Genomic DNA, 26,565 nt, shown 5'->3' with positions numbered 1-26,565 from the left:
CGCATCTTCCCTCTTGCTGGACGCGCAATGCTCGGGGAAACTCGCGGGATGCCTCTGCCCTGCCCACTTCTCGTCTTTACGGATCTCGACGGTACGTTGCTTGATCATGACACCTATCAATGGGACTCTGCCGCGCCGGCGTTGCGCCGCCTCAAGGCAATCGGCGCTCCGGTCATTCTATCCAGCAGCAAGACCGAAGCGGAGATCCGTGCCGTTCAGTCCGATCTGGGCCTCGCGGGCGTCCCCGCGATTGTCGAGAACGGCGCCGGGCTGATCGGGATGCCGAACGCTGCGCCGAGCGAAGAGGAATATACCGCGCTGCGCGAGAGGCTCGATACTCTGCCGCACCATCTGCGCAGCCTCTTTCGCGGCTTCGGAGATATGTCGGACGAGGCCGTCGCGGAGGCAACCGGTCTCTCCCTAACTGCGGCGAGGCTGGCCAGAAATCGCGCATTCTCGGAGCCGGGCCTGTGGTTGGGAGACGATGCCAGCCTATCCGAATTCTCCACCGCACTGGGGCAACAGCACATTGCCGCACGACAAGGGGGTCGCTTTCTCACGCTGTCTTTCGGCATGACAAAGGCGGACCGCATGACAGATATCGTCGCCTATTTCCGCCCGGCCCGTACCGCGGCACTCGGAGACGCGCCAAACGACATCGAGATGGTCGAGGCGGCAGATTTCGGTATTATCGTCGCCAATCCGCACCGCGATCCGCTGCCCCCGTTGGACGGAGAGGCAGCAGGCCGTATCATCAGGACCACCCAAGCAGGGCCGGTCGGCTGGAACAGCGCGATGCTGGCCCTGCTCGACCGTCTCGATCACATCAAGGAAGAACCGCATGGTTGATTTTCACCAGAACGGCAACATCGCAACCCTGCACAACCTGCGCACGCGCGCACTCGACGATATGACGTACGAGCTGGAGACATTCGCGCCGACCCGCAAGATGTCGCTCATCCTGCCCTGTCTTTATTCAGAGCTGGAAACGGAAGCGATGCCAAATATCCTGGCCGAGCTTGCCAAGGTGACGTATCTGCACCGAATCATCATTGGGCTGGACCGCGCGGACGAAGCGCAGTTCCGGCACGCGCGCAAATTTTTTAAAGGGCTCAACCAGAACCATATCGTAATCTGGAACAACAGCCCACGCATGCTGGCGCTGGAAGAGCGTCTGAAGAATCTTGGCCTTGCGCCCACCGAACAGGGCAAGGGCAAGAACGTCTGGACGTCGATGGGTTATCTGATCGGATGCGAAGATACCTCGGTCATGGCGATCCACGATTGCGACATCCTGACCTACACCAACGAAATGCTGGCACGTCTGATCTATCCGGTTGCCAATCCCACATTTCCCTATCAGGTGGCCAAGGGATATTACGCCCGCGTCGGCAACGACAAGCTGAACGGGCGGGTCAGCCGCCTGTTGGTCAGCCCGCTGCTGATCGCGCTCAAGCGCGTCATCGGAGACCGCGATTACCTCGATTATCTGCGCAGCTTCCGTTATCCGCTGTCGGGCGAATTCGCGATGCGCGCGAACATCCTGCCCGATCTGCGGATTCCGTCGGATTGGGGCCTGGAAATCGGCGTGTTGTCAGAGGCATGGCGCAATCTGGCGCCCAAGGCGGTATGCCAGGTGGAGATCGCGGATTCCTACGATCACAAGCACCAGCAACTGAGCCCCGAGGATGCGAACACCGGGCTGAACCGGATGTCCGTCGATATCTGCAAGGCGATCTTTCGCAAGCTGGCCGCCGATGGCACCGTGTTCACCAACAACGTCTTCCGCACGCTCAAGGCAACCTATTATCGCAATGCGCTGGACCTTCTTGAGGCCTATTACACCGATGCACAGATGAACGGCCTGACGGTGGACCGACATTCCGAGGAAGCCTCGATCGAGCTTTTTGCCGACAGCATCATGCGGGCCGGTCAGACGTTTCTGGAGAACCCGCACGAGACCCCGTTCATCCCGACATGGAACCGCGTGCACGCCGCTGATCCGAAATTTCTGCGCGACATGCACGCCGCCGCAGCCGCCGACGCGGCGGAGTATCAGTGACCGCTATTGCTGATCCAGCGGCACTGATAAGGAGCCAGAAGGATATCCCCCTCTCCCACCGGCTCGCCTGACAACAGATCGACCCAAGTCTCGTCGGCGATGAGGTTGAGCATGGCAACCGGCAAAGCGATGGTATCGGCGCTGACGTTGTGCAGCGCAAAGATGGATTGCTGTCGGTCCAACCCCTGCCGCCACACGCCGAATACACGGGCGTCGCCGGTGTACACTGTGAACTGCGTCGCGTTGGGGTGAAACGCTGTCTGCCGTTTGCGCAACTGCAGACGTTTGCCAAGCGTGTCCATCACCACGGCTTGCGGTGTTCTTTTGTCGGCAAGCCGTGCGCGCAGATCTCCGTAGTTCCAGCGGTGGCGGTTTATGGCACGGTTCATCCCGCGCTTTTCCACACCGTCGTGATCGTTCGGCGTGGCCAGCACGGAATGAATATAGAACGCCGGTATCCCTTCGAGCGACATCACGATGGTCTGCGAGCAGATGAACCGCGCGATGTGATGCGCGTCAGGTCCGTCGAACGTCTGGCTCATCGCGTCGAAGAACGTCGTGTTCAGCTCATAAGGTGCCTCGCCTCCATCGGGCAGCGCCCGCATGGAAACAAGCCCGCCTATGCGCCGCACGCAGTCGATGACCGCGGCTTGATCCTCGGCGGACAGCACCCCCTCGGCGGGCCGCATCCCGATGCCGTCATGACTTGCCGTGAAGTTGAGATAGGCACATCCCAGCGGCGCGGGCGGCATCGCGCGCTGCCATTTCGTCAGATGCGTGGCCGTCCCCGACATCATCGCGTGCAAAATCAACGGCGGCAGTGGAAAGTTGTAGATGACATGCGCCTCGTCACGGTTGCCGAAATAGCTCAGGTTCTCGGTCTTGGGCACATTCGTTTCGGTCAACAGGATCAGTGGTTCTGTGGCATAATTGCTCAGCAGGCGGATCAACTTGATGATCTCGTGGGTCTGCGGCAGATGGATCGAGGTCGTTCCGGGTTCTTTCCACAGGAAGGCGACGGCATCGAGACGGATGATCTGCACACCGTTGGCCATGTGCAGCCGGATGATTCGCAAGAACTCCAGCAGTACTTCCGGATTGCGGAAATCCAGATCAATCTGATCATGGCTGAAAGTGCACCAGACATGGCGCGGACCGTTCGCCGTGTCGATCTTTCGCAGCAGCGGTGTCGTGCGCGGACGTACGACCATGCTCAGATCATCATCCGGCGACGCTTCGAAAAAGAACCGGTCGTAGGGTGCCTGTCCTTGTCGATAAGCGTTGAACCACGCGCCCTGGCTTGAAACATGATTGAGCACCAGATCAGACATCAGTTTGAAATCGCCCGCGATCCGGTTGATGTCGCTCCAGTCGCCCAGCTGTGGATTGACGGCGCGGAAGTCGGTCACCGCAAAACCGTCGTCGGAGGTGTAGGGAAAAAACGGCAGTACATGTACGCCGTTCACGGTGCCGCGCAGGTAGCGGTGCAGAAAATCGTTGAGCAGATCGAGCGGCTTGTGTGCCCCGTCGATGATCGAATTTCCGTAGGTGATCAACAGGGCATCCCCCTGCGACCACATCGTATTGCCAGGCTTGCGCGCCCTCTTGCGCCGGTGAGTGCCTTCGGGCCAGAACGCATCGATGATCTGTGACGCCAGTATATCCGCGTCCACCGCCGAATACACCCGCGCGACATGCGCCGCGATTGCCTGGCCAAGGGATTGAAGTCCGGATTTGGGAGAAAGGTTTTGCATCATCCGTTCAAATAACCACGTCTCGCGATGCCAGACAAACGCGGTCGCAGAGTTTCCGTCCCTGCGGCCCGGTCTGAACAAATATGCCGATAATATAGGCTGTTTTCGTAGCTCCGAGAATGCAGCATGCTGACACCAAGATGCCAACCCTCTATAATAGGATGATATTTCAGGCTAGAGTATTACGCCTATGGCATCCAACCCGTACCAGCAAACGATACAGGCGCTTCTTGCGCCGGGCGGGCATCGGGTCTGGTCGTTGATGGTCAGCCTGTTCGGCGATCTGGCCCAGAAAGAAGGTACCGCGATTGACGGACCGACGCTGTCGGCGGTGATGGCCGAAATGCATATCCGCCCCGAAGCCGTGCGTGTCGCGCTGCACAGGCTGCGCAACGAGGGCTGGATCGTCTCGGAGAAAAGCGGCCGCACCCGCCGTCATGCGCTGACCCCGAAGAGCCGCGCAAGGAGCGCCGCTGCCAGTGAACGGATCTATACCGGCCCTGCTCTGGAGAGCGACGCGTGGCACCTGGTGCTGGTCCGGGACGCGGACACCATCCCGCTGGAGAAAATGCGCGCGAGTGGCTATGTGCAGCTTTTGCCGCGTGTCTTCGTCGGGGCGGTATCTGCGGTACCGCCCAAAGCGGCGCTGGTTTTGCCCGGCGATGAAGTTCCCGCCTGGCTGCCTGCGCAAATCGCACCCGCCATGCTGACGCAGGACTACCAGACGTTGTTGCCGATACTGACATCCGCCGACAAGCTGCTGCGCGACACCCGGCCAAGCCCGCTGCAGCGGGCTGTCTTGCGCTGTCTGATCGTGCACAACTGGCGGCGCATCGTGTTGCGCCACCCACCCCTGCCGCGCAATCTGTTGCCCGACGGATGGGAGGGCCACAGCTGTCACATGCTGGTGAACCGCTTGCTCGTCCGCTTTCCAAAGCCCGACCCCGCCGGTATTCTGCCGCACTGACGCGCCTTTTCACCTTCTTGTCCTCCCTGTATAGAGCATTCCATGACAAATACCGTTTATCAGAACGACCTGCCCGACGGGCTTGACCTTGGACCGATGGTGGCCATCGACTGCGAGACAATGGGCCTGCATCCGCATCGGGACCGTCTGTGCGTGGTGCAAATCTCAAGCGGTGACGGCAACGCCCACCTGATCCAGATCGCCAAGGGGCAGACGGATGCGCCGAACCTTTGCCGCCTTCTTGAGGACGCGAACGTGCTGAAGCTATTCCATTTCGGCCGCTTCGACATCGCCGCGATGCACAACACATTCGGCGCGGTCGCAGCACCGGTCTATTGCACTAAGATCGCCAGCCGACTGGTACGCACCTATACGGACCGACACGGGCTGGCAAAACTGTTGCAGGAGCTTCTCGGCGTGGATATTTCCAAACAGCAACAGTCAAGTGACTGGGGTGCCGATGCGCTGACCCAAGCGCAGATCGACTATGCCGCCTCTGACGTCCTGTATCTGCACAGGCTGCGTAAGGCGCTTAATATCATGCTGGAACGCGAAGGCCGGATGGACATCGCCCAAGCGTGTTTTGATTTCCTGCCGATGCGGGCGCGGCTTGATCTTGAAGGGTGGCCGGATACGGACATTTTCGCTCACGCATGACCGGTTCGGACGGATGATCGCCGGCGACCGCTATTCGCGCACCGTTGCGCTGCTGAAAGTGATTTTTCCGCTGGCGGCGCTGGCGCTTTTATCGACGCTGTTCCTGATTTCGCGCGGCGGCGACAATGAGGCGCAGATCCCATTTGCGGACAAGGAGATACAGGAGCGGCTGCGTGATCAGCAGATCACCGGTCCGTTTTTCTCCGGCAGCACAGCGGATGGCGATCTGCTTTCCTTTTCTGCGACAAAACTGACGACGCCCGATGGCCAGACCACGGGCAACCGCGCGGAGAACGTCATCGCGCGCATCGAAACCGCGCCGGGGTCGAAATTGCAGGTGCGCGCCGATCTCATTGTACTGGATATTCCCGACGACCTAGCGACGCTTACAGGCGATGTGATCATCGACACCTCCAACGGATACCGCATTGATACGGGTGCGTTGTCTTCGAAGCTTTCGGAAGTGTTGCTGATCGCGCCCGGCGCGGTCGCCGCGCAAAGCCCGATGGGCGACCTGACGGCGGGAAACATGACGGTCAAAAAACCGAATTCTGCCGAGAACGCGCAAATGCTTTTCAGCGGCGGTGTTAAACTGGTATATACGCCCAACTGAGATTGGAAAGTGGCTGCATCATGGGTCTTCGTCTTACGATTATCGCGCTTTTCGTTGCGTGTTTGTCAACCCTTGCCGTTGCGCAGGGGGCCAGCGTCGCATTCGGAACCATAGCACAGGACACCAGCCTCCCGGTCGAGGTCACTTCGGAGGAGTTGTCGGTGGACCAGCAGACCGGCACCGCGATTTTTTCGGGAAACGTGGTCATAGGCCAGGGCGAAATGCGTCTGAGTGCGCAGCGCGTTCTGGTCGTCTACCGTACGGATGCGAATGGCATTGCCAAGATGGAGGCGACGGGAGGCGTCACTCTCGTTTCCGGTCCTGATGCTGCCGAGGCGCAGCGCGCGGATTACAGTATAGATGACGGCACCATCGTCATGAGTGGCGACGTCCTGCTCGCGCAGGGGGCGAGCGCGCTCAGCGCGGACAGCATGACAATCCGCCTTGAGGATGGCACGGCGCAGATGTCCGGCAATGTGCGCACGCGGCTGCAAACCGGCCCAGACCAATGAGCCCGTCCCCCGACCTGAAAGTGGCCGAAGGCGAAGCCGGATTGCGGATCGCTCATTTGCGCAAGTCCTACCGCAAGAAGGTCGTGATCCGCGATTTTTCGATGGAGCTGAACCGCGGCGAGGTTGTGGCACTGTTGGGTCCGAACGGTTCGGGAAAGACAACGACGTTCTATGCCGTCGCGGGCCTCGTGACCCCGGAGGGCGGTACCGTGACGATCGACGGCAAGGACGTCACAACGCTGCCGATGTACCGCCGCGCCCAGCTTGGCATCGGTTATCTGCCGCAGGAAATGAGTATTTTCCGCGGCTTGAGCGTTCAGGGCAACATTCTTGCGGTCCTCGACATTGCTGAACCCGATCGCAAGAAGCGGCAGATCAGACTGGATGAGCTTCTCAGCGAGTTCTCCATCGAACACCTGCGGCGCGCGCCTTCTCTTGCCCTTTCGGGCGGTGAGCGGCGGCGGGTCGAGATTGCGCGCTGTCTCGCGGCAAACCCGAAGTATCTTTTGCTCGATGAACCCTTTGCGGGCGTCGATCCGATTTCCGTCGGTGATATTCGCCATCTGGTCGCTGATCTTAAAAAACGCGGGATCGGCGTTCTGATCACCGACCATAACGTGCGCGAGACACTCGAAATCGTGGACCGCGCCTATATTCTTCACGAGGGTCGTGTCCTCATGTCAGGAACCCCGGACGAGGTTGTCCGCGACGGAGATGTCCGACGCGTGTATCTGGGTGATAATTTTAAGATTTCTTAACGATTTTAGGTTCGTGCGCCTTCGGCAAAAGGCTGCCTTGGGGCGTGAAATGATTGACACCTCGCGGCGAATGGCGCTCTAATAAGGTATGGCGACATGGCTTTGGATGAGAATAAAAACCGCGCCACCTCTGGGTGGGCCTACCGAAAATAACCCGTTGCCCTTCGTCACTTCCAGACTCTGATTGTCCGCCCCGCTGGCCGCAATAGGCCTGTGCCGGGCGATTGGACCATACAACGTAAGGAGAAACTATGCGGTACCAGATCAGCGGAAAACAGATTGATATCGGCGAAGCACTGCAAACCCACGTCAAGACAGAACTGGACAGTGCGGTACAGAAGTACGCCGAACGGCCGACCGACGCACAAGTAGTTTTTTCCAAGTCGGGGCACGAGTATGTCTGCGAGACAACTGTTCATCTGTCGACCGGACTGACGGCCTCCGCGAAAGCGCACGCGAATGAGATTTATGCAGCCTTCGACGGGTGCAGCGAGAAGATGGAAAAGCAACTGCGACGGTACAAGCGTCGGTTGAAAGATCATTACAAGGAACGCGCGCAGCCGGTTGAACTTTTGGGCGCTTCCTCGTATATTCTGGCTGCAGAAACCGATACCGACATGGAAGAGCCGGAATCGCTCCAGCCGATGATAATCGCGGAAATGCAGACGAAAATCGCGACCCTGTCGGTTGGCGAGGCCGTGATGCAGATGGAGCTTTCAGGCGCACCAGTGCTGGTGTTCAAAAAAGAAAACAAGGATGGGGTGAACGTGGTTTACCGTCGAGATGACGGAAACATCGGATGGATTGACCCCTCGTAAAGAGTAGTCTAGGGCGCGTTCTCGTAGCGCACTAGGAACAGGCAGACGCCGAGGGACCGAACAACGATGAAGCTTGCAAATCTTCTGACGCCCAAAGCGATAAAGGTGCTTTCCTCCACCAGCAGCAAGAAACGGCTGCTGGCGGACATCGGAGAACTCGCGGATACAACCTACGGACTGGATGCCAGCCGCGTTGTCGAAGCACTCCTCGCGCGAGAGTCGCTGGGTCCTACAGGAGTCGGCCACGGGGTGGCATTGCCACACGCGCGGCTTGACGGTCTCGAAGAGGTTGTCGGGCTTTTCGTTCTTCTGGAAAAGCCCGTCGATTTCGGATCGGTCGACCGTCAGCCTGTCGATCTCGCATTCAGCTTGTTCGCGCCTGAAAATGCCGGCGTGGAACACCTCAAGGCGCTGGCGCTGGTGTCGCGGACACTGCGTGATCCAAACGTTTGTGCAAAGCTGCGTGCCAATCCGAGCCCCGGAACGCTGTATACGATTCTCACCGAAGCTGAGGGCGTTAAAGCGGCCTGACCGTTACCGCCAGCGATCGAATCCAAACATCATGTAGTCGCGTTGATAGACGTCAGCGCCCAACGCCTCGATCTCGTCGTCGTAGATAACAGCAAGAGCGAATGGACCGCGCGACACCGGGGCCTCGATCCGGGGGGCCTGTGTATACCCGAACGTCGCGGCAAGCGCCGCAAGATCGGATGCAAGGGTTTCTTCGCGCAAGACGAGATCGGGAAGCGTGAATTCTCCGAACCCCTGAATGATCTGTGACTGACTGCACCAGGCCGGGTCGACGCGGATGGCGGTCTGCTCCGCCAGGTTGCCTTTGAGAAACTTGAGGAATGCGATGAAGGCGGCCCGATGCGCCGCCTTGTCGATGCTCGCTTCGTGGCCTTCTTCGGGCAGCGGCAGCTTGTAGCGCCGTACCAACGTGCGCCGCAATTGAAGGTAGCTGCCCTGCCCTGCGTTCAGGATCCGGTGACAGAACACCTCATGCGTGCGCAGGAGCGGATGGCGCAGCACCGTAAAACTGCGGTGCCCGGGCCGCCGGCGTTTCCACTGCCTCAGGTCCTTTTGCGACATTTTAGACAGAAGCGCGTTCTGCTTTTCACCGTCCAGCGCAGCAAGCCAGCGCCGGACTTCCTGTAACGGGCCGCCGGCGATGGGCATGAACAACAGCGGCGCCTTGACGCCCGCGACATAGCCTGGGACGTTCGCGCCGCGCCGCGGCTCGAAATTCGGCGTGCGGGTCAGATCAAAGCGATCAAGCCTTCCCAGCGCGCTGGTCATCTCATCGAAGTTGCTGACCTTTTCGGACAGCGGGCTGGGGTTTTGTTTCTTCAGATTCTTGTCGAGCTCTTCCAGCAGTTCCGGAACCCCGAGAAATGCAGCGATTCCGTTCATCACATCGACGCTTTGCAGGTCTTCGTAAGCGACATAAAACGCGGTCTGCCCTGTCGTCTGCAGTCGGTTCAATAGCATCAACTGAAAGCTCTGCAACGCTTCGAGGTGTGCGGCAAACTCCGCCTCGTCGAACAGGGCTTGCGCAGCCTTGCGGGCCTTGAGATCGGTCAGCTTCCATTGTCCGGTCGTCTGCGCGATCTTCCAGCTGATATAGCTCTCGATCGGGTTGCGGGTCAGGACGATCTTGGCACAGCGCGGATCCTCCAGAACGGTCGGCAGGACCCGTGGATCGTGATCATGAAAATACCGGAACCCGCCGAGCGATGCGGGATCATCGCGGATCGCCGCAAGCAAGACGTTCGGATTGGAATCGCGCATCGCCTGGTCGACGCCCAAGATTTCGGTGGTGTTCGGATAGCCGATGAAATGCGGATTGAACGCCTCGCCATGACAGGTAATGCCGTCGAAGGCATTCAGATTCGCTTCGAGAAAATTCGATCCGGTTCGCATTTCGGCAAATACAACGAAACTGTCGAAACGTGAGGTCATGTTCTATTTCACCAGGTAAGGTCTGCGGGGGACTTCATGGGTAGAGACGGGGCCACGTTCCACCGGGAAGTCGCCCATCAGATAGGGGTGCATACCCTGGTTCTTGAGGTTTTGCAGGAATTGTCCAAATCCGTGCATATCGACCATTTTCGGCGCCTCCGAAAGCCGCCTGATCCGCGCCTGTCCGATTTCGTCCAGGATCCCCTGAAGCGGCTCCATCGGGGCTTCGATGAATTCCGCCATGTTCCAGATGCGCACGCGCGCCTTGGTGTAAGGAGACCGCAGCACGTCCATATGCTCGCTCTCGATCTTCTGCATACCTGCGGCAAGGCGCCGGATATCCGCGAAATCCATGTTGGATCGGAAAAGCGGCACCGCCCAAGCGCCGGTGATGACCGAGATTTGCGCGTTCGGGTCCTTGGAAATGCGCCAGTTGACGTCTTGGTTGTCGAGCGGCCCAAATTGGAAGCATTGCCGTTCGCCACGCGTGTTCCAGATCAGGTTAGACAGGAAAGCTTCGGCGTTGTAATCGCGCTGCAACGCGCTGTCGCTCAGCGCTCCGTTCAGGGTACTCTGGCCTTCGGCGAAATGGACGCGGTCGGGCGCGAAGAGGTGGCCGTGCACGCGCGCACCTGTGGCATTCGCCAACCATGGCTCGAAATTCTCGAACAGCTCGGCAAAGCCTTGAAACATTGAATAGGCTGCGGCTGTCACGCCATTTTCCCAATCCTCGTTGGGAAAACGGCTTTGCATATACAGCCCAGAGCGGCCACGCGTCCGGCGCTCCACCGCCTTGGCGAAGATGCGATCGATCTTGCCGGGGTTCGGCTCGGTCTTTTTCATCGCGCCTTCTGCATCGGTCAGGAATGCTTCATAGAGCCTGTCGGCATAGGGCCAGATCTTGCGCGCGACGAAACAGTCGGACCGGCGCAGCAGCTGCAAGTGATCGTCGTAAAAGATATGCGGTTTGCCCTGAAAATCGAATTTGGACAGGGTAAGAGAGCGGCTTTCGATATTGGTCGAATAGAGGCGCGCAAGCGTCTGGAAGTAGCTTTCGTCAGGGATCCAGACCTGCCGAAAATACCGATCGTATTCCGTGCGTTCCGGATCCTGAAGGATTGCGGACAAGGTCTGGCGCGTCATGCACCACCACTGCGACCCCATATGCGGCACAATGCCGTTTGGCATACGGCGGCGTATGTTAAACGTGCGCTGGAAATTTACGGCCTTGTCGAAAAGGTACCTGTGCCGTTTCCACGAGAATGGAAACCGCATGGTAAATCGTTCTTCGTCCAGACCGCCGACAGTCCACGGCACGTCTGCCGTCGTAGCGCTTTCGATGAAATCTGTACGCGGTCGGTCGGCCAGATAGTCGACAAGCTCCTGAACCGGGCGCAGCGGCAGGCAAGACCCAGATGCGAGGTAAACGTGCCGAACATCGGCAAAGCTGGCCAGCATCAGTTCAGCCGCGGCCTGTGACGCGGCAACGATGCCCCACGTCCCCCACTCGCACCGAAATCGTTTGGAAAACAGCAGGTTCGGTACATCGGACAAAGCCGCGACGAAGGTATCGTAGTTTTTCTTCGGGACGTTGCGATCCACATGGATAACAACCGGTACCCGCGCATTGGCCCAATGGCGTGCAATTTGCTCCGCGCGGCCCAGCGCCGTGTGCACCAGCATCACCACACCCATGGACGCCGTCACGCCCAGTTCCCCTTCGACATCAGGCCGAGGATCTCAAGCTGCCGCCAGTTGATGTATCGCTCGCTCCATTTGCACCATAGTTGCGGGTTCTCTCTGACGCGCGCGGCATAGGCCTTATATTCGACCGATCCCGCATAGTGTTGACCGCGCTCAAGCTCTTCGGCGGCCTTTGCGCCGAAGGTGTCGATGAATTTCGCGTGCAAAAGAACGCCCGACGCCTTTTCACCACCCCATTCGTCATACACCTGATTAAGCCCGCGCGGCAGCAGCATGTGCGTCGAGCTGACGTAGACGTACCGTCGGTCCCATTTTACCAGCGGCACCTTGTTCAGCGCCGGTGCGCGGTCGGGGTCGTCCGCGAAAAACACCCGCGCACGGGGACCGCCCTGAATCCACAGGTTGGTAAAACGGTAGTTGCGCGAAATCGTGTAGTTGCCGCTGTCGAACCACGATGCAATCTCGATCGGGTCCTGCCCGGAGTGGTAGGGCTGCTCATCGAGCCGCCCCTTCGGATACATGTCCAGCAACATTGCCGAGAATGATTTGATCGAGGACGCTTCCAGCCAATCGGTCAGCGCACGCAGCGGGCGCGTATCGCAAAACGGGTAGACCAGAAATTCATCGGGATCGACGGTCAGCGTCCAGTGCCCGTGCGCATATTTGCGCTGTAGCCAATTGAGCCAATCCACCCCGAAGCGGGACCTGCGATAGCTTGCACGCGTCGACCACAGAGAGACATCCGGCTGATCTTGCAGATACTCCAGCGCGCCATCGTCGCTGTCATTGTCCACGAAGAAGAAATGATTAACGCCCTGTTTGCGATAGTAATCAAGAAAATACTTCAGGCGGATCTTCTCGTTGCGTTGCGTGCAGAACAACAAGATATCGTCGGGCCGAATCTTATCGGTCCGGTCCACAACGCATTTGAGTTCGCGCCGCTTACGAAATGCCCTCAGCCGCCAGCGTTTCCGCTGCAGCCTAAGACGATAAGATCGTATTGCACTCAATCACTGCCCTCACGTCCATGATCCGCAAACCTTCCTGCGCGCCTATCAGGTGAAGCTTAACGCTATCTTGAAATGGTTATCCCAAAGGTAACCATCCCGGTTCGGCAGCTTCGGCGCATCCCGAGGGTGCTCTGACCAATCAACGATCGTCTTTTTCCACAGATCGTGGTCAGTATCATCTATGTAAACAGCATTTTCCGCAAGGATTTCCCGGAATGTTTCCAAATTGCTGCACACCACAGGTGTCCCGAGCAACAGCGCCTCGACCGCTGGTAGACCGAAGCCTTCCGCGTGGCTTGGAAACAGAAGCGCCTGCGCCCGTTCTAGCAGCGCTGCCAAAGCCACGTCCGACAGACCGCCCAGTTCCTTGATCCGTGCGCTTGGACCAAGCGCATCGAGCCGGGCGAACACCGCATCGTTGTTCCATCCCCTGCCGCCACAGATCAGAAGCAATGGCGCATCAGGCCCCATCGCATCCCAGATATCGAGCAGCAGAGCGTGGTTTTTGCGCGGCTCTATCGTGCCGATCGTGATGAAGAACGGCGCGTCGGGCAGCGCACCGGTCGGCAGCGCGCTGGCATCAGGCACCGGCGGAACTGTCCCCAGATGAGCAACAATACCGGCAGGTACGGTCCCCCAGTCCCGGAGCACTCTCTCTGTTCGCTCACGGGTGTCTTGTGAATTATAGATGATGATGTCGGCGTGGCGCTGAACGCGCCGCAGCTTTGCTTCGAACTGCTGTGCCGTCCCCGCGCGCTGATACTGCGGGTGGGTGAGCGGGATGATGTCGTGCACCAGCACGGCAATCCGTGCGTCCGCCACGCAGCGCACGGCCCGCAGAACCCTTTCTGTCAGGTTGCTGTGCCCGGTATTGATATAGGCGGTACCGGTCGGCAGGTGTGCACGTAGCATGCGGCCCAGTCCGCGCGGCAAACAGCGCGCCTGCGCCAGTTTGCGCAGGTCCGTCAGCGCCTGTTGCCCGGTTCGGTTCAAACCGCGTTGCATCCGCGCAAGAGCGTCCGGGGCCGAGAACGGGACAGCCCCTTCCAGCCGCCGCGCAAATTCATTCAGCCCCTCAGGATCCAGCAAGAGATACCCAAACCGCGTCCGCACCAGCCCGTAGACCGGCACCGGATCAGCAACCAATCTATGCAGATAGGCAAGCTCGACCCGGTCCACGCCCGTCCAGACACGGCCCGCGCGCCGTAGGAGCCGAGTGATATCAAGCAGCCGCGCGGTGGGCGGTGCCTTATGCGGTGTAGGTGCCAGTTTGGTGCCATCTCCACGCGTCGGTGATCATAGAACTTAGAGAAGAGCGCACCGGCTTCCATCCAAGCTCGCGTTCGGCACGGGTGGAACCGGAAACCAGCTTGGTGCAGTCTCCTTCCCGCCGCGGCCCTTCGACAACGGGGACCGTCCGGTTGGTCACAAGCGCGCTTTGGTCGATCACCTCGCGCACCGTAAATCCGCTTCCGGTGCCAAGGTTGAACACACGGCTGCCCTTCCCCGCGCGCAGCCATTCCAGACCCAGCACATGCGCATCCACAAGATCGCAAACATGCACATAATCGCGGATACACGTGCCGTCGGGCGTATCGTAGTCGGTTCCGTAAATCGTGAGCGCGTCGCGCTTGCCGTCGACCGCGTCCAGCATCAGCGGGATCAGATGGGTTTCGGGCTGGTGAAACTCGCCCACTTCGCCGTCCGGATCCGCACCCGCTACGTTGAAATAGCGGAATATGACATGTTTGATCCCATGCGCGTCTTCGAAACTGCGCAGAATTTCCTCGATCGCGCGCTTGCTGGCGCCGTACGGGTTTATGGGTCGTTGCGCACAGCTTTCGTCAAGTACGACATTGTCCTGATCGCCGTAGGTGGCGCAAGTCGACGAGAAAACAATATCGGTACAGCCCGCAGCTGCGGCAGCTTCGATCAGATTGAGAGATCCGACGACATTGTTGCGCCAGTATCTTCCCGGCTCCTGCATGCTTTCGCCCACCTGGCTCAAGGCGGCGAAATGCATCACCGCTACCGGTGCATATTGCGCAAAAACAGCATCGACCGCGCCCCGATCCAGCAGGTCGCCCTTGACGAAGGGCCCGAATTTCACCGCGTCCTGCCAGCCAGTGACAAGATTGTCGAAAGTGACGGGAACAAAGCCGGCTGTGCGCAGCGCCTTGCAGGCATGGCTGCCGATATAGCCCGCACCGCCCGTCACCAGAATGTTCTTCATACGGCGTCCTTTGCCTTGTCCGGTGTCGCCTCAGGATAGATCGGGCACGATGTCTTTCAGATAAGCCGCGAGATCGTCGCGCAGTTCCGGCCGTGCGAGACCATATGATACCGTCGCCTGCAAAAATCCCGACTTCGATCCGCAATCGAAACGCTGGCCGGAAAACCGATATCCATACACCTTGCGGTTCTGATCGAGTTCGGCAGCAATCGCATCGGTAAGCTGGATCTCTCCGCCTGCACCTTTTTTCATGTGGTCCAGATTGGACAGCACGTTCGGCGACAGAATATAACGACCGATCACCGCCAGATTTGACGGCGACTCATCGGCTTTCGGCTTTTCTACCATACCTTTGACGTGGAGCAGTTTGCCGTCTTCTTCCGCGACATCCAGAATACCGTAGGACGAGGTCCTTTCAGGCGCGACTTCCATCGCTGCAACCATGTTCGCGCCGGTTTCCTCGTAGGCTTCGACCATCTGCTGCAGACATGGCTTGTCCGCCGAGATCACATCATCGGGCAGGATCACAGCAAAGGGCTGATCCCCGACGAGACGCCGTGCGCACCAGACGGCGTGTCCGAGGCCAAGCGCCTTGTGCTGTCGGATATACGCGATCGCGCCGCTGTCCATGTTCGTTTCCTGAAGCACTTCCAGAAGCGCATCCTTGCCCTTGCTGCGCAGTTCTTCCTCAAGGTTCGGAGCGAGGTCGAAATAGTCTTCGAGCGCCCCTTTGCCGCGTGAGGTGACGAAGATGAACTCGGTGATCCCTGCGGCACGGGCCTCGTCGATGGCGTATTGAATCAAGGGGCGATCCACCAGCGTCATGATTTCTTTCGGAACGGATTTGGTAGCCGGTAGAAACCGCGTGCCCATGCCCGCGACCGGGAAAATTGCTGTCGTGACTTTATTGCCCATTTCAATACTCTTTTTTCGTCAGTTATTGGTTGGTGCTGCAGTAGGGGTGCTAGTGATCCCGCGCGCGCTTCGATTTTCAGGGCCGCCTCTACGCCGGCCATAGGATGATGTACAAAGAAGGCATCAATAAGACCATCTTTTATCTCTAAGTAACGGCGGAATCCGCCGACATGTTTCAATTCTCAACATTCAGACCTCGCACTTTTTCGACCCTCCGTCTCTCGCGCTCAGCGCGTCGTGCAAAGGTTGAAAGCCTGAACAAGGGTGCTGCACGGTCGGAACGTCCGAAAATTCCACCACGCTGGACCCAGATGCCGTCGGTGTTGAAAAAGACGCTGTGAAAGAGGGCCGTGCGTGACAGGACAAGCACCGTCTCGATCGTGCCATGTGCTGCGCGCCGGGTTGCTTGGGCCAGCGCCTCCTTGCCCCGCAGACCGCGCACGGCAGTAAAACGCGATGCCCGCCTGGCCGCGGCAAACCGGCGGAAGGGGACGACGGCGTGGCGAGCCAGCCCCGCGCTGCCGAAACTGCGGGTCTGACCCTCCGCATGGCCCGCGTCCAACCGCCGCATAAGGCGGCGAACGTCACGCGGCTCAAGCCTGCCTGCGGTCATGTGGAGGATCAGACGGCGGCGCTCCGACTGTCGCAGTGCGGCCCATTGCGCGGCGCGCGCGTCCTTGGAGATGTGTTTGCGCTGGAACACGGCCCAGCTTGCACCGATCTCGAACAGGTCGCGCGGTACACGGTCGGCGCGGCGTATGGCGCTTGGTGCAAATCCGTGATGCACTTCGGCCAGCGGCACAATCGCCGTGGCATACCCCGCCCGCCCCAACCGCATGTTCAGATCGGTCTCATCTAGAAAGTAGTGATAGGCAGGATCGAAGCCGCCCAGTTCCACCAGCACCTCGCGGCGGAACGCCATATTGGTGCCTTCGGTCTTGATGCCGCGCCCCTTCGGTGGCACCAGTACCGTTGCCTGAAACGGATCAACCTCCAACGGTTGCGCCATGCCCTGCGTATCCAGCGTTCGTGCCTTGTACTGATAGCTGATGCCGTTGCGCCCCCGCACAAAGCCGCCCATCGCGGCCACATCAGCGCGCACCGCCGGCGCCACAAGATACCGCAGCCATTGCGGCTCCGGCACGGCGTCGTCGTCGATGAACGCGACGATATCACCCGCCGCATGGGTCAGGCCCAGATTGCGCGCAGCAGAGATGTTTGGCTCATCGAAAGAAACACATTTGATTGCGCTTCCATCATCCCAAGCCTCTGCAGCAGCGATGCCGCCGGGATCGGCCACGATGACGACTTCGAAGCTAGGATACTGAAGCTGCGCCACACCTGTCAGACATCGCACCAAGGCCGCAGGGCGGTCCCTGCTCACGATAACGACACTGACGGTGGGATCGCTCATGAACAGCCCCTAAACCCGCGCGGGGCCTCAACCCTTTTTTAAGGTGACGCCCGGCGCGAAGGCGATGAAGAAAGGGTTGGCAAACCCTTCCTTGCCATAGGTCAGCGGCGACAGATCGTCGAAGCGCACGACATCGCCCCCCGCCCCTTTCAGCACGGCATGACCGGCAGCAGTGTCCCATTCCATCGTTCGGCCAAGACGAGGATACAGATCGGCCTCCCCTGTCGCGACCAGACAGAATTTGAGCGAGGATCCCGCGCTTTTCATATCTTTCACATCATATCGGGCGATGTAATCGTCCGTCGCCTGATCCCGGTGCGACTTACTGGCCACGACCATCAACGCCGTATCATCGGGACTGGAGACGGAGATACGCTTGAGCGGCCCTACGTTGTCTTTGATGAAATCCCCCGTCTCCTCAACAGACTCCCCCCCCGCGCCGGTGAAGAACATTCGCTTTTTCGCGGGCGCATAGACGACGCCGCGCGTCGGCACGCCGTCCTCGACCAAGGCGATGTTAACCGTGAAATCACCGCGCCTGTGAATGAATTCCTTGGTCCCGTCCAGAGGGTCGACGATCAAGAAAGTCCGGCCCGTCGCCGAATGTGTGGCCGATTGCTCTTCCGTCACGAGCAGGACATCGGGAAAGCTTGCGCGCAGCCCATCCGAGATGATCCTGTCCGCCGCTTCGTCTGCGGCAGTCACCGGACTGTCATCTGATTTGGATTTGACTTCGAAATCATCGCGGGCATAGATTTCCATGATCTTGTCGCCCGCTTCGAGCGAAAGTCGCCGCATCACACGCGTCAGTTTTTCGTAGTCCATGCCCAACTCCTGCCATCGTTCGTTGATAAACGTGTTTTAACTCTTATGATGCGCTTGAAACGGATCGGCAAGAATTCCGTGCGATAAGGACAATATCCGCGAGGCAGTATACCCGATGTTCCAACCCATCCGCAGAAATCGCTCGACGTTGCAGGTCGTCCTGACGATCCTTGAGCTGATCTATCACTCGATAGTGCGATCCGTGCGCAAGACCCACAACAATGCTTTCCTCGCCATCGCCACGAACATCATGCAGGCGGTCATCTTCGTTGCCGCCTTCTATGTCATGTTCTCGATCCTCGGACTGCGTGGCGCGGCACTGCGCGGCGATTTCCTGATCTACATCATGTCTGGCATCTTTCTGTACATGACCCATTCCAAGGCACTGGGCGCCGTCGTCGGATCCGAAGGACCGGCAAGTGCGATGATGCAGCACGCGCCGATGAATACCATCATTTCGATCTGCTCAGCCGCGCTTGGCGCGCTGTACATCCAGATCCTGTCGCTGGCGATGATCCTGTTCGTGTACCACGTCGCCTTCACCCCGCTGGAGATCGAGCAGCCCATCGGCGCTTTTGCCATGCTGTTGCTTGCGTGGTTTACCGGCGCGGCGCTGGGTTTAGTGTTACTGGCGATCAAGCCGTGGTTTCCCACCGCTGTCGGCATCTTTTCGACGATTTACCAACGCGCGAACATGATCGCATCGGGCAAGATGTTCGTCGCCAACACCTTGCCGGGTTTCATGCTGGCGATGTTCGACTGGAACCCGCTGTTCCACACCATCGACCAGGCACGCGGTTTCGCGTTCCTGAATTACAATCCCCGCAACAGCGACCCGATGTATGCGTTCTGGGTTGGCGTCGTACTGGTGATGATCGGTCTGATGGGCGAATTCTACACCCGCCGCCACGCCTCCGTCAGCTGGAGCGCGCGACGCTAAAGGACATCCATGCGACCCGACCGAAGCCTTAGCCTGACGTGCATCAATATGCTGTTTGGCGGGCCGATCATTAAACATTGGTCGTGGGTATCCTCTGGACCCGTGCAGTCGCTAGCCGCGACGCGTTTCAACAGACCGCAACAGACAAGTTGATATTTGCAACCTCGATAGAGATGTCCGGGCAGCGCCTGAACGTCCGAAACAGGCTGGGCGCGTTGAAATCCTGTTCCTTCGCGCAGGTCCCTGATTTGCCCGCGCCATGCCCGAGCAGATCGAGAGTCACCCGGCCACCTTTGTCAGCATGACGTATTCAGTGGTTTGGCCTTCTTCGATGACCCGAGACCTCTGTTCCCTTGCCCGAAAATGCAACCACGTCCGACCTTCACGGATACATTTTTCGGTGGCTGCGACGCCTTGCAGAGCGTGCCGATGCGGCTTGACCAAATAAGCTGCAATCGGACTTTGAAAAGATGTAGATATGGGACAGATGTGGTACGTGACCCGAAGAGGGTGGCGAGCAACAGCGGCGCGAGGTAGCGTTGCCCCCAGATACGAGCGGTGAGGAATATATGGCGACAGCGGAGACAGCAGGGTTGGCCCCGGTCCTGGCATTTGCCCTTGTGGGCGCGCTTGGTGTGGGCAGTCAATGGCTGGCCTGGCGATTGCGTATGCCGTCAATTGTTCTGATGCTGCTTGCCGGCCTGATCATCGGCCCGGTTCTGGGAATTCTCGACCCTGCGGCGCAATTCGGCGACATGCTTGGGCCGATCATCGCCATCGCGGTGGCGATCATTCTGTTCGAAGGCGGGATGACGCTGAATTTCCATACGCTGCGCGATGCCGCGACGGGCGTCAAACGGCTTATCGTGTTCGGCGCCCCGCTCGGCTGGTTCACTTCCGCCCTGACGCTGCACTATGTCGCCGGTCTCAGCTGGGCCACCTCGGCGGTGTTTGGCGGGATCATGATCGTAACCGGCCCAACGGTCATCGCACCCTTGTTGCGTCAGGCCAAGTTACGGAAACGCCCTGCCGCCCTGCTGCAATGGGAGGCCATTGTAAACGATCCGGTGGGCGCATTGGCAGCAGTTCTGGCCTTCCAGGTGGTGATCGTGCTCGAAACCGCCAGCTCGGCCAGTGCGGCAGCGCAGGTTTTGACCGTGGGTATCGGCGTTGCCACGCTGCTTGGCATTGCTGGCGGTTGGGGCATCGCGCGCGCCTTCCGTTTGGCTTATGTGCCAGAATATATGAAGGTTCCGGTTCTTTTCGTGGTCCTTCTCGGCGTCTTTGCGCTGTCCGATTACGTACTGCATGAATCCGGATTGCTGGCAGTGACCATCATGGGCATCTGGGTCGCCAACGCCCGCCTTCCCAGCTATACCGAATTGCGGCGGTTCAAGGAACACGCGACCGTCCTGCTGGTCTCGGGCGTGTTCATCCTTCTGGCGGCAAGCATGAGCCTCGCCTCGCTTCGGTCGCTCGATATGACCGTGCTGCTCTTTGTGTTGGCAGTGATCCTGATCGCCCGGCCTCTGTCAGTATTGGCCGCGCTCTCTTTTTCGGATGTACCTTGGCGCGAGCGCCTGCTGGTGGCATTTACCGGGCCGCGCGGTGTTGTATTGGTGGCGGTGGCAGGTCTGTTCGGTGAACGGCTGGTGCAGATCGGGATCGCCGATGCAGCCCGCATTGCGCCACTGGCGTTTGCGCTTGTCGCTGCGACCGTCGTGCTGCACGGGTTCACGTTGACGCCGCTGGCCAGACTGCTTGGGCTTACAGCTTCGGCGAGTCCGGGGGTGATCATTCTGGGCGGGTCACGCTGGTCCGTGGAACTGGCGGAGGCGCTCAAGAAGATGGGCTTGCAAGTGATCATCGCCGATCCGAACCACGCCCATCTACGCAGTGCGCGGGATGCCGGTGTCGATACGTTCTTTGGTGATATCCTGTCCAAAGCGGCGGAGGAACGGCTCGATCTCGTGGCTTATGAAAAGCTGATCTGCGCCACCGACAATGACGCCTATAACACGCTGGTCGCAACCGATCTGGCCCCTGAGTTTGGCCGGGAGAACGTGTTTCAGGTCAAACGTGTTCGGGAATCCAGTTCGCGCCATGCCCTGCCAGCCACGCTGGGCGGACAGGCGATAGGCGGGAACATGACCTATTTCGAAGCCAGTGCTTTGATCTACGACGGCTGGGAGTTCCGGGTGACTGGACTGTCGGAAGAGTTCACCGTTGATCAGTTTCGTGAGAAGAACCCCGAAGCGATCCTGATCGCGGAACTTGATAAGAGCGGCAATTTGCGCTTTCTGGGGCCGAAGTCCGACCCGAAAAATTCCACCGATATAGAGCTTCTATCGCTTGCGCCCGCCAAACCAAAGCGGAGTGAAAACTGATCGCTTCGGTAACAGCCAAAGCCGGTTCAGGGTGAGTTCGCCTATGACCGTCTGGCGCCAGCGGCGGTAAACTGAGCACAGAGCGGACATCAAACAGAAACCCTCAATCCACGACCCGCAATGTCAGGTTCAACCGCCCGCCCTTGGGCAGCAGCGTCGATGATCCGGCTCTGATCCGATCGACCCCGTGATAGCTGAGCCGCGCATCGCCGCCCATGACCACCACATCGCCAGACCGCAACCAGATGCTTTCGGTCTTGCCGCCGCGCTTTGTACCTCCCATGCGGAACAGACCGTCGTCACCCAGCGAGACGGAAACCACGGGCCACTGCATGTCCGCTTCATCACTGTCCTGATGCATCCCCATTCTGGCGTCCGCGGCATAGTAATTTATCAAACAGCATTCCGGTGTGCGATCCAGACCGGTGCTGCGCTGCCAGATCCCCAATATTTCCGGGGGAATCTGGGGCCAGGGCGTGCCGTTTGGGTGTTGGCTCACGTAGCGATAGCCTTTCGTGTCGGAGAACCAGCCATAGCGACCCGCCGCCGTCATCCGCACCGACATCGGTTTGCCGGACGGCGTCCGCAACCGGAAGAACGGTGCCTGTGCCACTACCGCACGCACCGCCGCGAATACCGCGCGCTGCGCCGCCAGATCCAGAAAACCGGGATAAATATCGAACCCTCTAACCGCCAACTTCACCTTATTTTCCTCAAACTTTCCGCATTTACAGGGATTCTGCCCAGAATCATCACATCAGTGTGTGGACCGAGGTTGCAGCATCGTTGACCCCTCCTTATATACCCTGCGAACCGCTGGAAACGACCTGTTTGCAGTGTTAACCAGATCGGGGCAAAGGTGCCGTAACGGGCCTGTCGCCTCGTGTCATCGCCTTGAATAAAATGAGGGATCGAAAACATGGCCAAAGTAATTGGTATTGACCTTGGAACTACAAACTCTTGCGTTGCCATCATGGACGGCAGCCAGCCCCGCGTGATCGAGAACGCGGAAGGCGCGCGCACGACACCGTCCATCGTTGCGTTCACAGACGACGAGCGTCTCGTCGGCCAGCCCGCAAAGCGGCAAGCCGTCACCAACCCGGAAAACACCATCTTCGGCGTCAAGCGTCTGATCGGTCGTCGCAACGACGATCCGGATCTGGCCAAGGACCGCAAGAACATGCCGTTCAACGTGATCGACGGCGGCAACGGCGATGCCTGGGTCGAAGCCAAGAGCGAGAAATACTCCCCAAGCCAGATTTCCGCGTTCATCCTTGGCAAGATGAAAGAAACCGCCGAGTCGTATCTCGGCGAGGAAGTGACCCAGGCGGTCATCACCGTTCCTGCCTATTTCAACGACGCCCAGCGTCAGGCAACGAAGGACGCGGGCAAGATCGCGGGCCTCGAAGTCTTGCGCATCATCAACGAGCCGACAGCGGCGGCGCTGGCTTACGGGCTCGACAAAGAGAATACGCAAACCATCGCGGTCTATGACCTTGGCGGCGGTACGTTCGACGTTACCATCCTTGAAATCGACGACGGCTTGTTCGAAGTCAAATCCACCAACGGCGACACGTTCCTCGGCGGTGAAGATTTTGACATGCGCATCGTCAACTACCTCGCGGAAGAGTTCAAGAAAGAGCACCAGGTCGATCTGACCAAGGACAAGATGGCGCTCCAGCGTCTGAAAGAAGCGGCGGAAAAGGCCAAGATCGAGCTTTCCAGCTCGTCCCAGACCGAGATCAACCAGCCGTTCATCTCGATGGGGGCGAATGGTCAGCCACTGCACATGGTGATGAAGCTGACCCGCGCCAAGCTGGAATCGTTGGTCAATGACCTGATCAAGGCGTCGATGAAACCCTGTGCCGCAGCCCTCAAGGATGCGGGTCTGACAGCCAAGGACATCGACGAGGTCGTTCTGGTCGGCGGTATGACGCGGATGCCGAAAGTGATCGAAGAGGTCACGAAATTCTTCGGCAAGGAGCCTCACAAGGGTGTGAACCCCGACGAGGTCGTAGCCCTTGGTGCCGCCATTCAGGCCGGTGTTCTGCAAGGGGACGTCAAGGACGTTGTCCTGCTCGACGTGACGCCACTGTCGCTCGGTATCGAAACGCTGGGCGGTGTGTTCACCCGCCTGATCGACCGCAACACAACGATCCCAACGAAAAAGTCGCAGATCTTTTCGACCGCGGAAGACAACCAGAACGCCGTAACGATCCGCGTGTTCCAGGGTGAGCGTGAGATGGCCGCCGACAACAAGATCCTTGGCGCGTTCAACCTAGAGAACATTCCGCCGGCTCCGCGCGGTATGCCCCAGATCGAAGTAACCTTCGACATCGACGCCAACGGCATCGTGTCTGTGGGTGCGCTCGACAAAGGCACCGGCAAGGAGCAGAAGATCACGATCCAGGCTTCGGGCGGTTTGTCGGATGCAGATATCGAAAAGATGGTGAAGGATGCCGAAGACAACGCCGATGCGGACAAGGAGCGTCGCGCGCTGATCGAAGCGAAGAACCAGGCGGAGAGCCTCATCCACTCGACGGAGAAATCCGTGGAAGAGCACTCCGACAAGGTTGATCCGACCACTGTCGAGGCGATCGAACTGGCCATTGCAGCGCTGAAAGACGAGATGGAAACCGACAACGTCGAGAAGATCAAATCGGGCATCCAGAACGTCACCGAAGCCGCCATGAAGCTGGGCGAAGCGATCTATAAGTCGGCACAGGAGTCGGGCGAGGACATGGCGCAAGCTGCCGATGAGCCCCGCGCCGAGGGCGGCGACGATGATATCGTCGATGCCGAATTCGAAGACCTTGATGACGACAAGCGGGCTTAATTCCGCGAACGGAAACCAGTGAGGGGGCCGGTCCGATCAGACGGGCCGGCCCTTCACGTTCCGGTAAAGGACAGTATTGATGGCAAAACGTGACTATTACGAGACGCTTGGCGTCTCCAAAGGCGCATCGGCGGACGAGATCAAGAAGGGCTACCGGACCAAAGCCAAAGAACTTCACCCCGACCGCAACGCCGACAATCCCAATGCCGAAGCGCAATTCAAGGAAGCCAACGAAGCCTACGAAGTGCTCAAGGATGCCGATAAAAAGGCAGCTTACGACCGCTATGGCCATGCCGCGTTCGAAGGTGGCATGGGTGGCGGTGGCGGACGGCAGGGCGGCGGCTTCGGCGGTGGTCAGGGCGATTTTTCCTCTGCATTCTCGGATGTGTTCGACGATCTGTTTGGCGACTTCATGGGCGGGCGCGGCCAGACTGGCGCAGGCGGTCGTCGCGCCGCGCGTGGATCCGACTTGCGCTACAACCTGCGCGTCTCGCTCGAAGAAGCCTTTGGCGGATTGCAGAAATCGATCAACGTACCGACATCCGTACCGTGCGGATCATGCAAGGGCTCCGGCGCTGAAGGCGGCGCAGAACCTACGACATGTCCGACCTGTTCGGGCATGGGTAAAGTGCGCGCACAACAAGGCTTTTTTACCGTAGAGCGGACCTGCCCGACCTGTTCAGGTCTGGGCCAGATCATCAAGAATCCCTGCAACACCTGCCGCGGTGCGGGTCGCGTCGAAAAGGACCGCACGCTGTCCGTCAACATCCCCGCCGGGGTCGAGACGGGAACACGGATTCGTCTTGCTGGCGAGGGCGAGGCAGGCATGCGGGGCGGACCGTCCGGCGATCTGTATATCTTCATCGAGGTGCAGGAACACGAACTGTTCGAGCGCGACGGCGCAAATTTGTTCTGCCGCGTTCCCGTGTCGATGAGCAGCGCCGCATTGGGCGGCAGCATCGAGGTGCCGACAATCGACGGTGGACGCGGCCGCGTCCAAGTGCCTGCGGGAAGCCAATCAGGCCGGCAGATGCGTCTGCGCAACAAGGGCATGCCGCATCTGCGCGGTGGTAGCACCGGCGATATGATCATCGAACTGGCCGTTGAGACTCCGGTTAACCTGACTTCGCGCCAAAAGGAGATTTTGCGCGAATTCGAGGATCTTTCGGAAGAGAACAACCCCGAGAGCAGCAGCTTCTTCTCGTCGGTCAAATCCTTCTGGGATTCGATGAAAGGCTAGCGTTCCTGTTTTGCGCGGTCGATCCTTGGTGGGTAGGGCCGCGCAAAACCCATCTACGGTGCGCTGCTATTCGCGTGTCTCGGAATTTAACCAAATCCTAACCAAGCCCGCGTCAAAGTCGTGTGCATGAGCCAGACTTTCGACGAACAGCCATTGCCCTTTCTTCTGGACGAAGCGGCCGGAACAGTGCCTGTTTCCGGCAAGCAACCTTCTTATATCGCGGATCACCGCCAGAGGCTGCGCGCGCGGTTTATGGCCGGCGGGGCAAATGCGGTGCCCGAGTACGAGTTGCTCGAACTCGTTCTATTTCGTGCAATTCCACGACGGGACGTCAAACCCCTTGCCCGCGCACTGATGGACCGTTTCGGAGATTTCAATCGTGCCATCACCGCATCCGAAGCGCGCTTGCGCGACATTTCAGGTGTCGGCCACGCGGTCATCACCGAACTCAAGATCATCGAGGCGGCGGCCCACCGGATGGCGCGTGCACGGATCATGCAACAGCATGTTCTGTCAAGCTGGGACGCGCTGCTGGACTATTGCCATACGACGATGGCGCACCGCGAAACGGAGCAGTTTCGCGTGCTCTACCTTGATCGTAAAAACAATCTGATCGGAGACGAAGAGCAGGCGCGTGGCACCGTGGATCATGTACCGGTCTACCCTCGTGAAGTGGTCAAGCGGGCGTTGGAACTGAACGCCTCCGCCGTTATTCTGGTGCACAATCACCCTTCTGGCGATCCCACGCCCTCGCAGGCGGACATCGACATGACAAGCCAGATAAACGCGGCCTGCGACGCACTTGGCCTGACCCTGCACGACCATCTGATCATTGGAAAATCGCGCGAATTGAGCTTTCGGGCAGAAGGCTATCTATAATGCGAAACCGAGTGGATTGGGGGTTTTTCTTAATCCGACCGCACCGAGTATCATCTTTCGTTTATGAACGCAGCCCAAG

The 26,565-nt window shown here is 59.1% G+C and carries 24 protein-coding genes; 14 read left to right on the top strand and 10 right to left on the bottom strand.

Going from position 1 to position 26,565, the window contains the following annotated elements:
* The first annotated feature begins 27 nt into the window (after positions 1–27).
* Both Q1A06_RS11350 and Q1A06_RS11345 read left to right on the top strand, forming a co-directional pair.
* Positions 28–849, top strand: a complete 822-nt coding sequence (locus Q1A06_RS11350) for an HAD-IIB family hydrolase (protein ID WP_299563206.1) — start codon at positions 28–30, stop codon at positions 847–849.
* Positions 842–2,062: a glycosyl transferase gene (locus tag Q1A06_RS11345; protein WP_299563203.1), complete on the top strand. Its 1,221-nt coding sequence runs from the start codon at positions 842–844 to the stop codon at positions 2,060–2,062. Before Q1A06_RS11350 ends, Q1A06_RS11345 begins: the two co-directional genes overlap by 8 nt.
* On the opposite strand, the gene Q1A06_RS11340 is transcribed toward Q1A06_RS11345, so the two are convergent.
* The gene (locus Q1A06_RS11340; RefSeq protein WP_299563318.1) at positions 2,056–3,816 is read right to left on the bottom strand and encodes a sugar phosphorylase; all 1,761 of its coding nucleotides are present in this window, start codon (positions 3,814–3,816) and stop codon (positions 2,056–2,058) included. The two genes, Q1A06_RS11345 and Q1A06_RS11340, sit on opposite strands and share 7 nt — an antisense overlap.
* Positions 3,817–4,006: 190 nt before the next feature.
* Here Q1A06_RS11340 and Q1A06_RS11335 point away from each other — a divergent pair, with 190 nt between their 5' ends.
* The 7 genes from Q1A06_RS11335 (at position 4,007) to Q1A06_RS11305 (ending at position 8,672) form a co-directional block, all read left to right on the top strand.
* Positions 4,007–4,783 (top strand): PaaX family transcriptional regulator C-terminal domain-containing protein, encoded by a 777-nt coding sequence (locus Q1A06_RS11335; protein WP_299563200.1) that lies wholly within the window; start codon positions 4,007–4,009, stop codon positions 4,781–4,783.
* Between the two features lie 42 nt (positions 4,784–4,825).
* Positions 4,826–5,440 carry a ribonuclease D gene (locus Q1A06_RS11330; protein WP_299563197.1) on the top strand — a complete coding sequence of 205 codons (615 nt, stop codon included), beginning with the start codon at positions 4,826–4,828 and terminating at the stop codon, positions 5,438–5,440.
* Between the two features lie 13 nt (positions 5,441–5,453).
* Positions 5,454–6,053, top strand: coding sequence for a hypothetical protein (locus Q1A06_RS11325; RefSeq protein WP_299563194.1), 600 nt, complete (start codon positions 5,454–5,456; stop codon positions 6,051–6,053).
* Between the two features lie 20 nt (positions 6,054–6,073).
* Complete coding sequence (gene lptA / locus Q1A06_RS11320; protein ID WP_299563191.1) at positions 6,074–6,565, top strand: lipopolysaccharide transport periplasmic protein LptA; 492 nt, start codon at positions 6,074–6,076, stop codon at positions 6,563–6,565.
* Positions 6,562–7,323: an LPS export ABC transporter ATP-binding protein gene (lptB, locus tag Q1A06_RS11315; protein ID WP_299563188.1), complete on the top strand. Its 762-nt coding sequence runs from the start codon at positions 6,562–6,564 to the stop codon at positions 7,321–7,323. The genes lptA and lptB overlap by 4 nt, the downstream gene beginning before the upstream one ends.
* 251 nt (positions 7,324–7,574) lie before the next feature.
* Positions 7,575–8,141 (top strand): ribosome-associated translation inhibitor RaiA, encoded by a 567-nt coding sequence (gene raiA / locus Q1A06_RS11310; protein ID WP_299563185.1) that lies wholly within the window; start codon positions 7,575–7,577, stop codon positions 8,139–8,141.
* Between the two features lie 66 nt (positions 8,142–8,207).
* A complete protein-coding gene (locus Q1A06_RS11305) occupies positions 8,208–8,672 on the top strand; it encodes a PTS sugar transporter subunit IIA (RefSeq protein WP_299563181.1) in 465 nt (154 codons plus the stop codon).
* A gap of 3 nt (positions 8,673–8,675) precedes the next feature.
* Here the strand turns inward: Q1A06_RS11305 and Q1A06_RS11300 are convergent, their stop codons facing one another.
* From Q1A06_RS11300 to cysQ, 8 genes are all read right to left on the bottom strand, one after another.
* Positions 8,676–10,103 (bottom strand): nodulation protein NodH, encoded by a 1,428-nt coding sequence (locus tag Q1A06_RS11300; protein ID WP_299563178.1) that lies wholly within the window; start codon positions 10,101–10,103, stop codon positions 8,676–8,678.
* Between the two features lie 3 nt (positions 10,104–10,106).
* Positions 10,107–11,786, bottom strand: a complete 1,680-nt coding sequence (locus tag Q1A06_RS11295; RefSeq protein ID WP_299563315.1) for a beta-1,6-N-acetylglucosaminyltransferase — start codon at positions 11,784–11,786, stop codon at positions 10,107–10,109.
* Between the two features lie 20 nt (positions 11,787–11,806).
* Positions 11,807–12,817 carry a glycosyltransferase family 2 protein gene (locus Q1A06_RS11290; protein WP_299563175.1) on the bottom strand — a complete coding sequence of 337 codons (1,011 nt, stop codon included), beginning with the start codon at positions 12,815–12,817 and terminating at the stop codon, positions 11,807–11,809.
* A 45-nt stretch (positions 12,818–12,862) separates the two neighbouring features.
* Positions 12,863–13,996 (bottom strand): glycosyltransferase family 1 protein, encoded by a 1,134-nt coding sequence (locus tag Q1A06_RS11285; protein ID WP_299563172.1) that lies wholly within the window; start codon positions 13,994–13,996, stop codon positions 12,863–12,865.
* Between the two features lie 70 nt (positions 13,997–14,066).
* Positions 14,067–15,050, bottom strand: coding sequence for a UDP-glucose 4-epimerase GalE (gene galE / locus Q1A06_RS11280; protein WP_299563169.1), 984 nt, complete (start codon positions 15,048–15,050; stop codon positions 14,067–14,069).
* A 30-nt stretch (positions 15,051–15,080) separates the two neighbouring features.
* Positions 15,081–15,965, bottom strand: a complete 885-nt coding sequence (gene galU / locus Q1A06_RS11275) for a UTP--glucose-1-phosphate uridylyltransferase GalU (protein ID WP_299563166.1) — start codon at positions 15,963–15,965, stop codon at positions 15,081–15,083.
* Positions 15,966–16,140: 175 nt separating this feature from the next.
* Positions 16,141–17,379, bottom strand: coding sequence for a glycosyltransferase (locus Q1A06_RS11270; RefSeq protein ID WP_299563163.1), 1,239 nt, complete (start codon positions 17,377–17,379; stop codon positions 16,141–16,143).
* 27 nt (positions 17,380–17,406) lie between these two features.
* The gene (cysQ, locus tag Q1A06_RS11265) at positions 17,407–18,204 is read right to left on the bottom strand and encodes a 3'(2'),5'-bisphosphate nucleotidase CysQ (RefSeq protein ID WP_299563160.1); all 798 of its coding nucleotides are present in this window, start codon (positions 18,202–18,204) and stop codon (positions 17,407–17,409) included.
* Between the two features lie 115 nt (positions 18,205–18,319).
* Here cysQ and Q1A06_RS11260 point away from each other — a divergent pair, with 115 nt between their 5' ends.
* Together Q1A06_RS11260 and Q1A06_RS11255 are read left to right on the top strand one after the other, a co-directional pair.
* The gene (locus Q1A06_RS11260) at positions 18,320–19,144 is read left to right on the top strand and encodes an ABC transporter permease (RefSeq protein WP_299563157.1); all 825 of its coding nucleotides are present in this window, start codon (positions 18,320–18,322) and stop codon (positions 19,142–19,144) included.
* A gap of 569 nt (positions 19,145–19,713) precedes the next feature.
* Positions 19,714–21,531, top strand: coding sequence for a sodium:proton antiporter (locus tag Q1A06_RS11255; protein ID WP_299563154.1), 1,818 nt, complete (start codon positions 19,714–19,716; stop codon positions 21,529–21,531).
* 103 nt (positions 21,532–21,634) lie between these two features.
* Here the strand turns inward: Q1A06_RS11255 and Q1A06_RS11250 are convergent, their stop codons facing one another.
* Positions 21,635–22,234 carry an alpha-ketoglutarate-dependent dioxygenase AlkB gene (locus Q1A06_RS11250; RefSeq protein ID WP_299563151.1) on the bottom strand — a complete coding sequence of 200 codons (600 nt, stop codon included), beginning with the start codon at positions 22,232–22,234 and terminating at the stop codon, positions 21,635–21,637.
* 216 nt (positions 22,235–22,450) lie between these two features.
* Between Q1A06_RS11250 and dnaK the strand changes: the two genes are divergently transcribed.
* The 3 genes from dnaK (at position 22,451) to radC (ending at position 26,486) form a co-directional block, all read left to right on the top strand.
* Positions 22,451–24,367 (top strand): molecular chaperone DnaK, encoded by a 1,917-nt coding sequence (dnaK, locus tag Q1A06_RS11245; protein WP_299563148.1) that lies wholly within the window; start codon positions 22,451–22,453, stop codon positions 24,365–24,367.
* Positions 24,368–24,446: 79 nt separating this feature from the next.
* Positions 24,447–25,607: a molecular chaperone DnaJ gene (gene dnaJ, locus Q1A06_RS11240; protein ID WP_299563145.1), complete on the top strand. Its 1,161-nt coding sequence runs from the start codon at positions 24,447–24,449 to the stop codon at positions 25,605–25,607.
* A gap of 126 nt (positions 25,608–25,733) precedes the next feature.
* Complete coding sequence (gene radC / locus Q1A06_RS11235; protein WP_299563142.1) at positions 25,734–26,486, top strand: DNA repair protein RadC; 753 nt, start codon at positions 25,734–25,736, stop codon at positions 26,484–26,486.
* Positions 26,487–26,565: the final 79 nt, after the last annotated feature.

This window comes from uncultured Sulfitobacter sp. (assembly GCF_947497275.1).
Taxonomy (GTDB): Bacteria; Pseudomonadota; Alphaproteobacteria; order Rhodobacterales; family Rhodobacteraceae; genus Sulfitobacter.
Note: the sequence above shows the minus strand (reverse complement) of the source record. Positions and strands in the feature narration are given on the sequence as shown.

Excerpts from the sequence above, each read along its gene's own strand:
- lptB (WP_299563188.1), top strand. The coding sequence starts at position 6,562 with ATGAGCCCGTCCCCCGACCTGAAAGTGGCCGAAGGCGAAGCCGGATTG.
- Q1A06_RS11340 (WP_299563318.1), bottom strand. The coding sequence starts at position 3,816 with ATGCAAAACCTTTCTCCCAAATCCGGACTTCAATCCCTTGGCCAGGCA.
- Q1A06_RS11270 (WP_299563163.1), bottom strand. The coding sequence starts at position 17,379 with ATGAGCGATCCCACCGTCAGTGTCGTTATCGTGAGCAGGGACCGCCCT.
- Q1A06_RS11305 (WP_299563181.1), top strand. The coding sequence starts at position 8,208 with ATGAAGCTTGCAAATCTTCTGACGCCCAAAGCGATAAAGGTGCTTTCC.
- Q1A06_RS11295 (WP_299563315.1), bottom strand. The coding sequence starts at position 11,786 with ATGCTGGTGCACACGGCGCTGGGCCGCGCGGAGCAAATTGCACGCCAT.
- Q1A06_RS11260 (WP_299563157.1), top strand. The coding sequence starts at position 18,320 with ATGTTCCAACCCATCCGCAGAAATCGCTCGACGTTGCAGGTCGTCCTG.
- Q1A06_RS11255 (WP_299563154.1), top strand. The coding sequence starts at position 19,714 with ATGGCGACAGCGGAGACAGCAGGGTTGGCCCCGGTCCTGGCATTTGCC.
- cysQ (WP_299563160.1), bottom strand. The coding sequence starts at position 18,204 with ATGGACTACGAAAAACTGACGCGTGTGATGCGGCGACTTTCGCTCGAA.
- Q1A06_RS11350 (WP_299563206.1), top strand. The coding sequence starts at position 28 with ATGCTCGGGGAAACTCGCGGGATGCCTCTGCCCTGCCCACTTCTCGTC.
- Q1A06_RS11325 (WP_299563194.1), top strand. The coding sequence starts at position 5,454 with ATGATCGCCGGCGACCGCTATTCGCGCACCGTTGCGCTGCTGAAAGTG.
- Q1A06_RS11335 (WP_299563200.1), top strand. The coding sequence starts at position 4,007 with ATGGCATCCAACCCGTACCAGCAAACGATACAGGCGCTTCTTGCGCCG.
- dnaJ (WP_299563145.1), top strand. The coding sequence starts at position 24,447 with ATGGCAAAACGTGACTATTACGAGACGCTTGGCGTCTCCAAAGGCGCA.
- radC (WP_299563142.1), top strand. The coding sequence starts at position 25,734 with ATGAGCCAGACTTTCGACGAACAGCCATTGCCCTTTCTTCTGGACGAA.
- Q1A06_RS11300 (WP_299563178.1), bottom strand. The coding sequence starts at position 10,103 with ATGACCTCACGTTTCGACAGTTTCGTTGTATTTGCCGAAATGCGAACC.
- lptA (WP_299563191.1), top strand. The coding sequence starts at position 6,074 with ATGGGTCTTCGTCTTACGATTATCGCGCTTTTCGTTGCGTGTTTGTCA.
- galE (WP_299563169.1), bottom strand. The coding sequence starts at position 15,050 with ATGAAGAACATTCTGGTGACGGGCGGTGCGGGCTATATCGGCAGCCAT.
- dnaK (WP_299563148.1), top strand. The coding sequence starts at position 22,451 with ATGGCCAAAGTAATTGGTATTGACCTTGGAACTACAAACTCTTGCGTT.
- Q1A06_RS11345 (WP_299563203.1), top strand. The coding sequence starts at position 842 with ATGGTTGATTTTCACCAGAACGGCAACATCGCAACCCTGCACAACCTG.
- raiA (WP_299563185.1), top strand. The coding sequence starts at position 7,575 with ATGCGGTACCAGATCAGCGGAAAACAGATTGATATCGGCGAAGCACTG.
- galU (WP_299563166.1), bottom strand. The coding sequence starts at position 15,965 with ATGGGCAATAAAGTCACGACAGCAATTTTCCCGGTCGCGGGCATGGGC.
- Q1A06_RS11330 (WP_299563197.1), top strand. The coding sequence starts at position 4,826 with ATGACAAATACCGTTTATCAGAACGACCTGCCCGACGGGCTTGACCTT.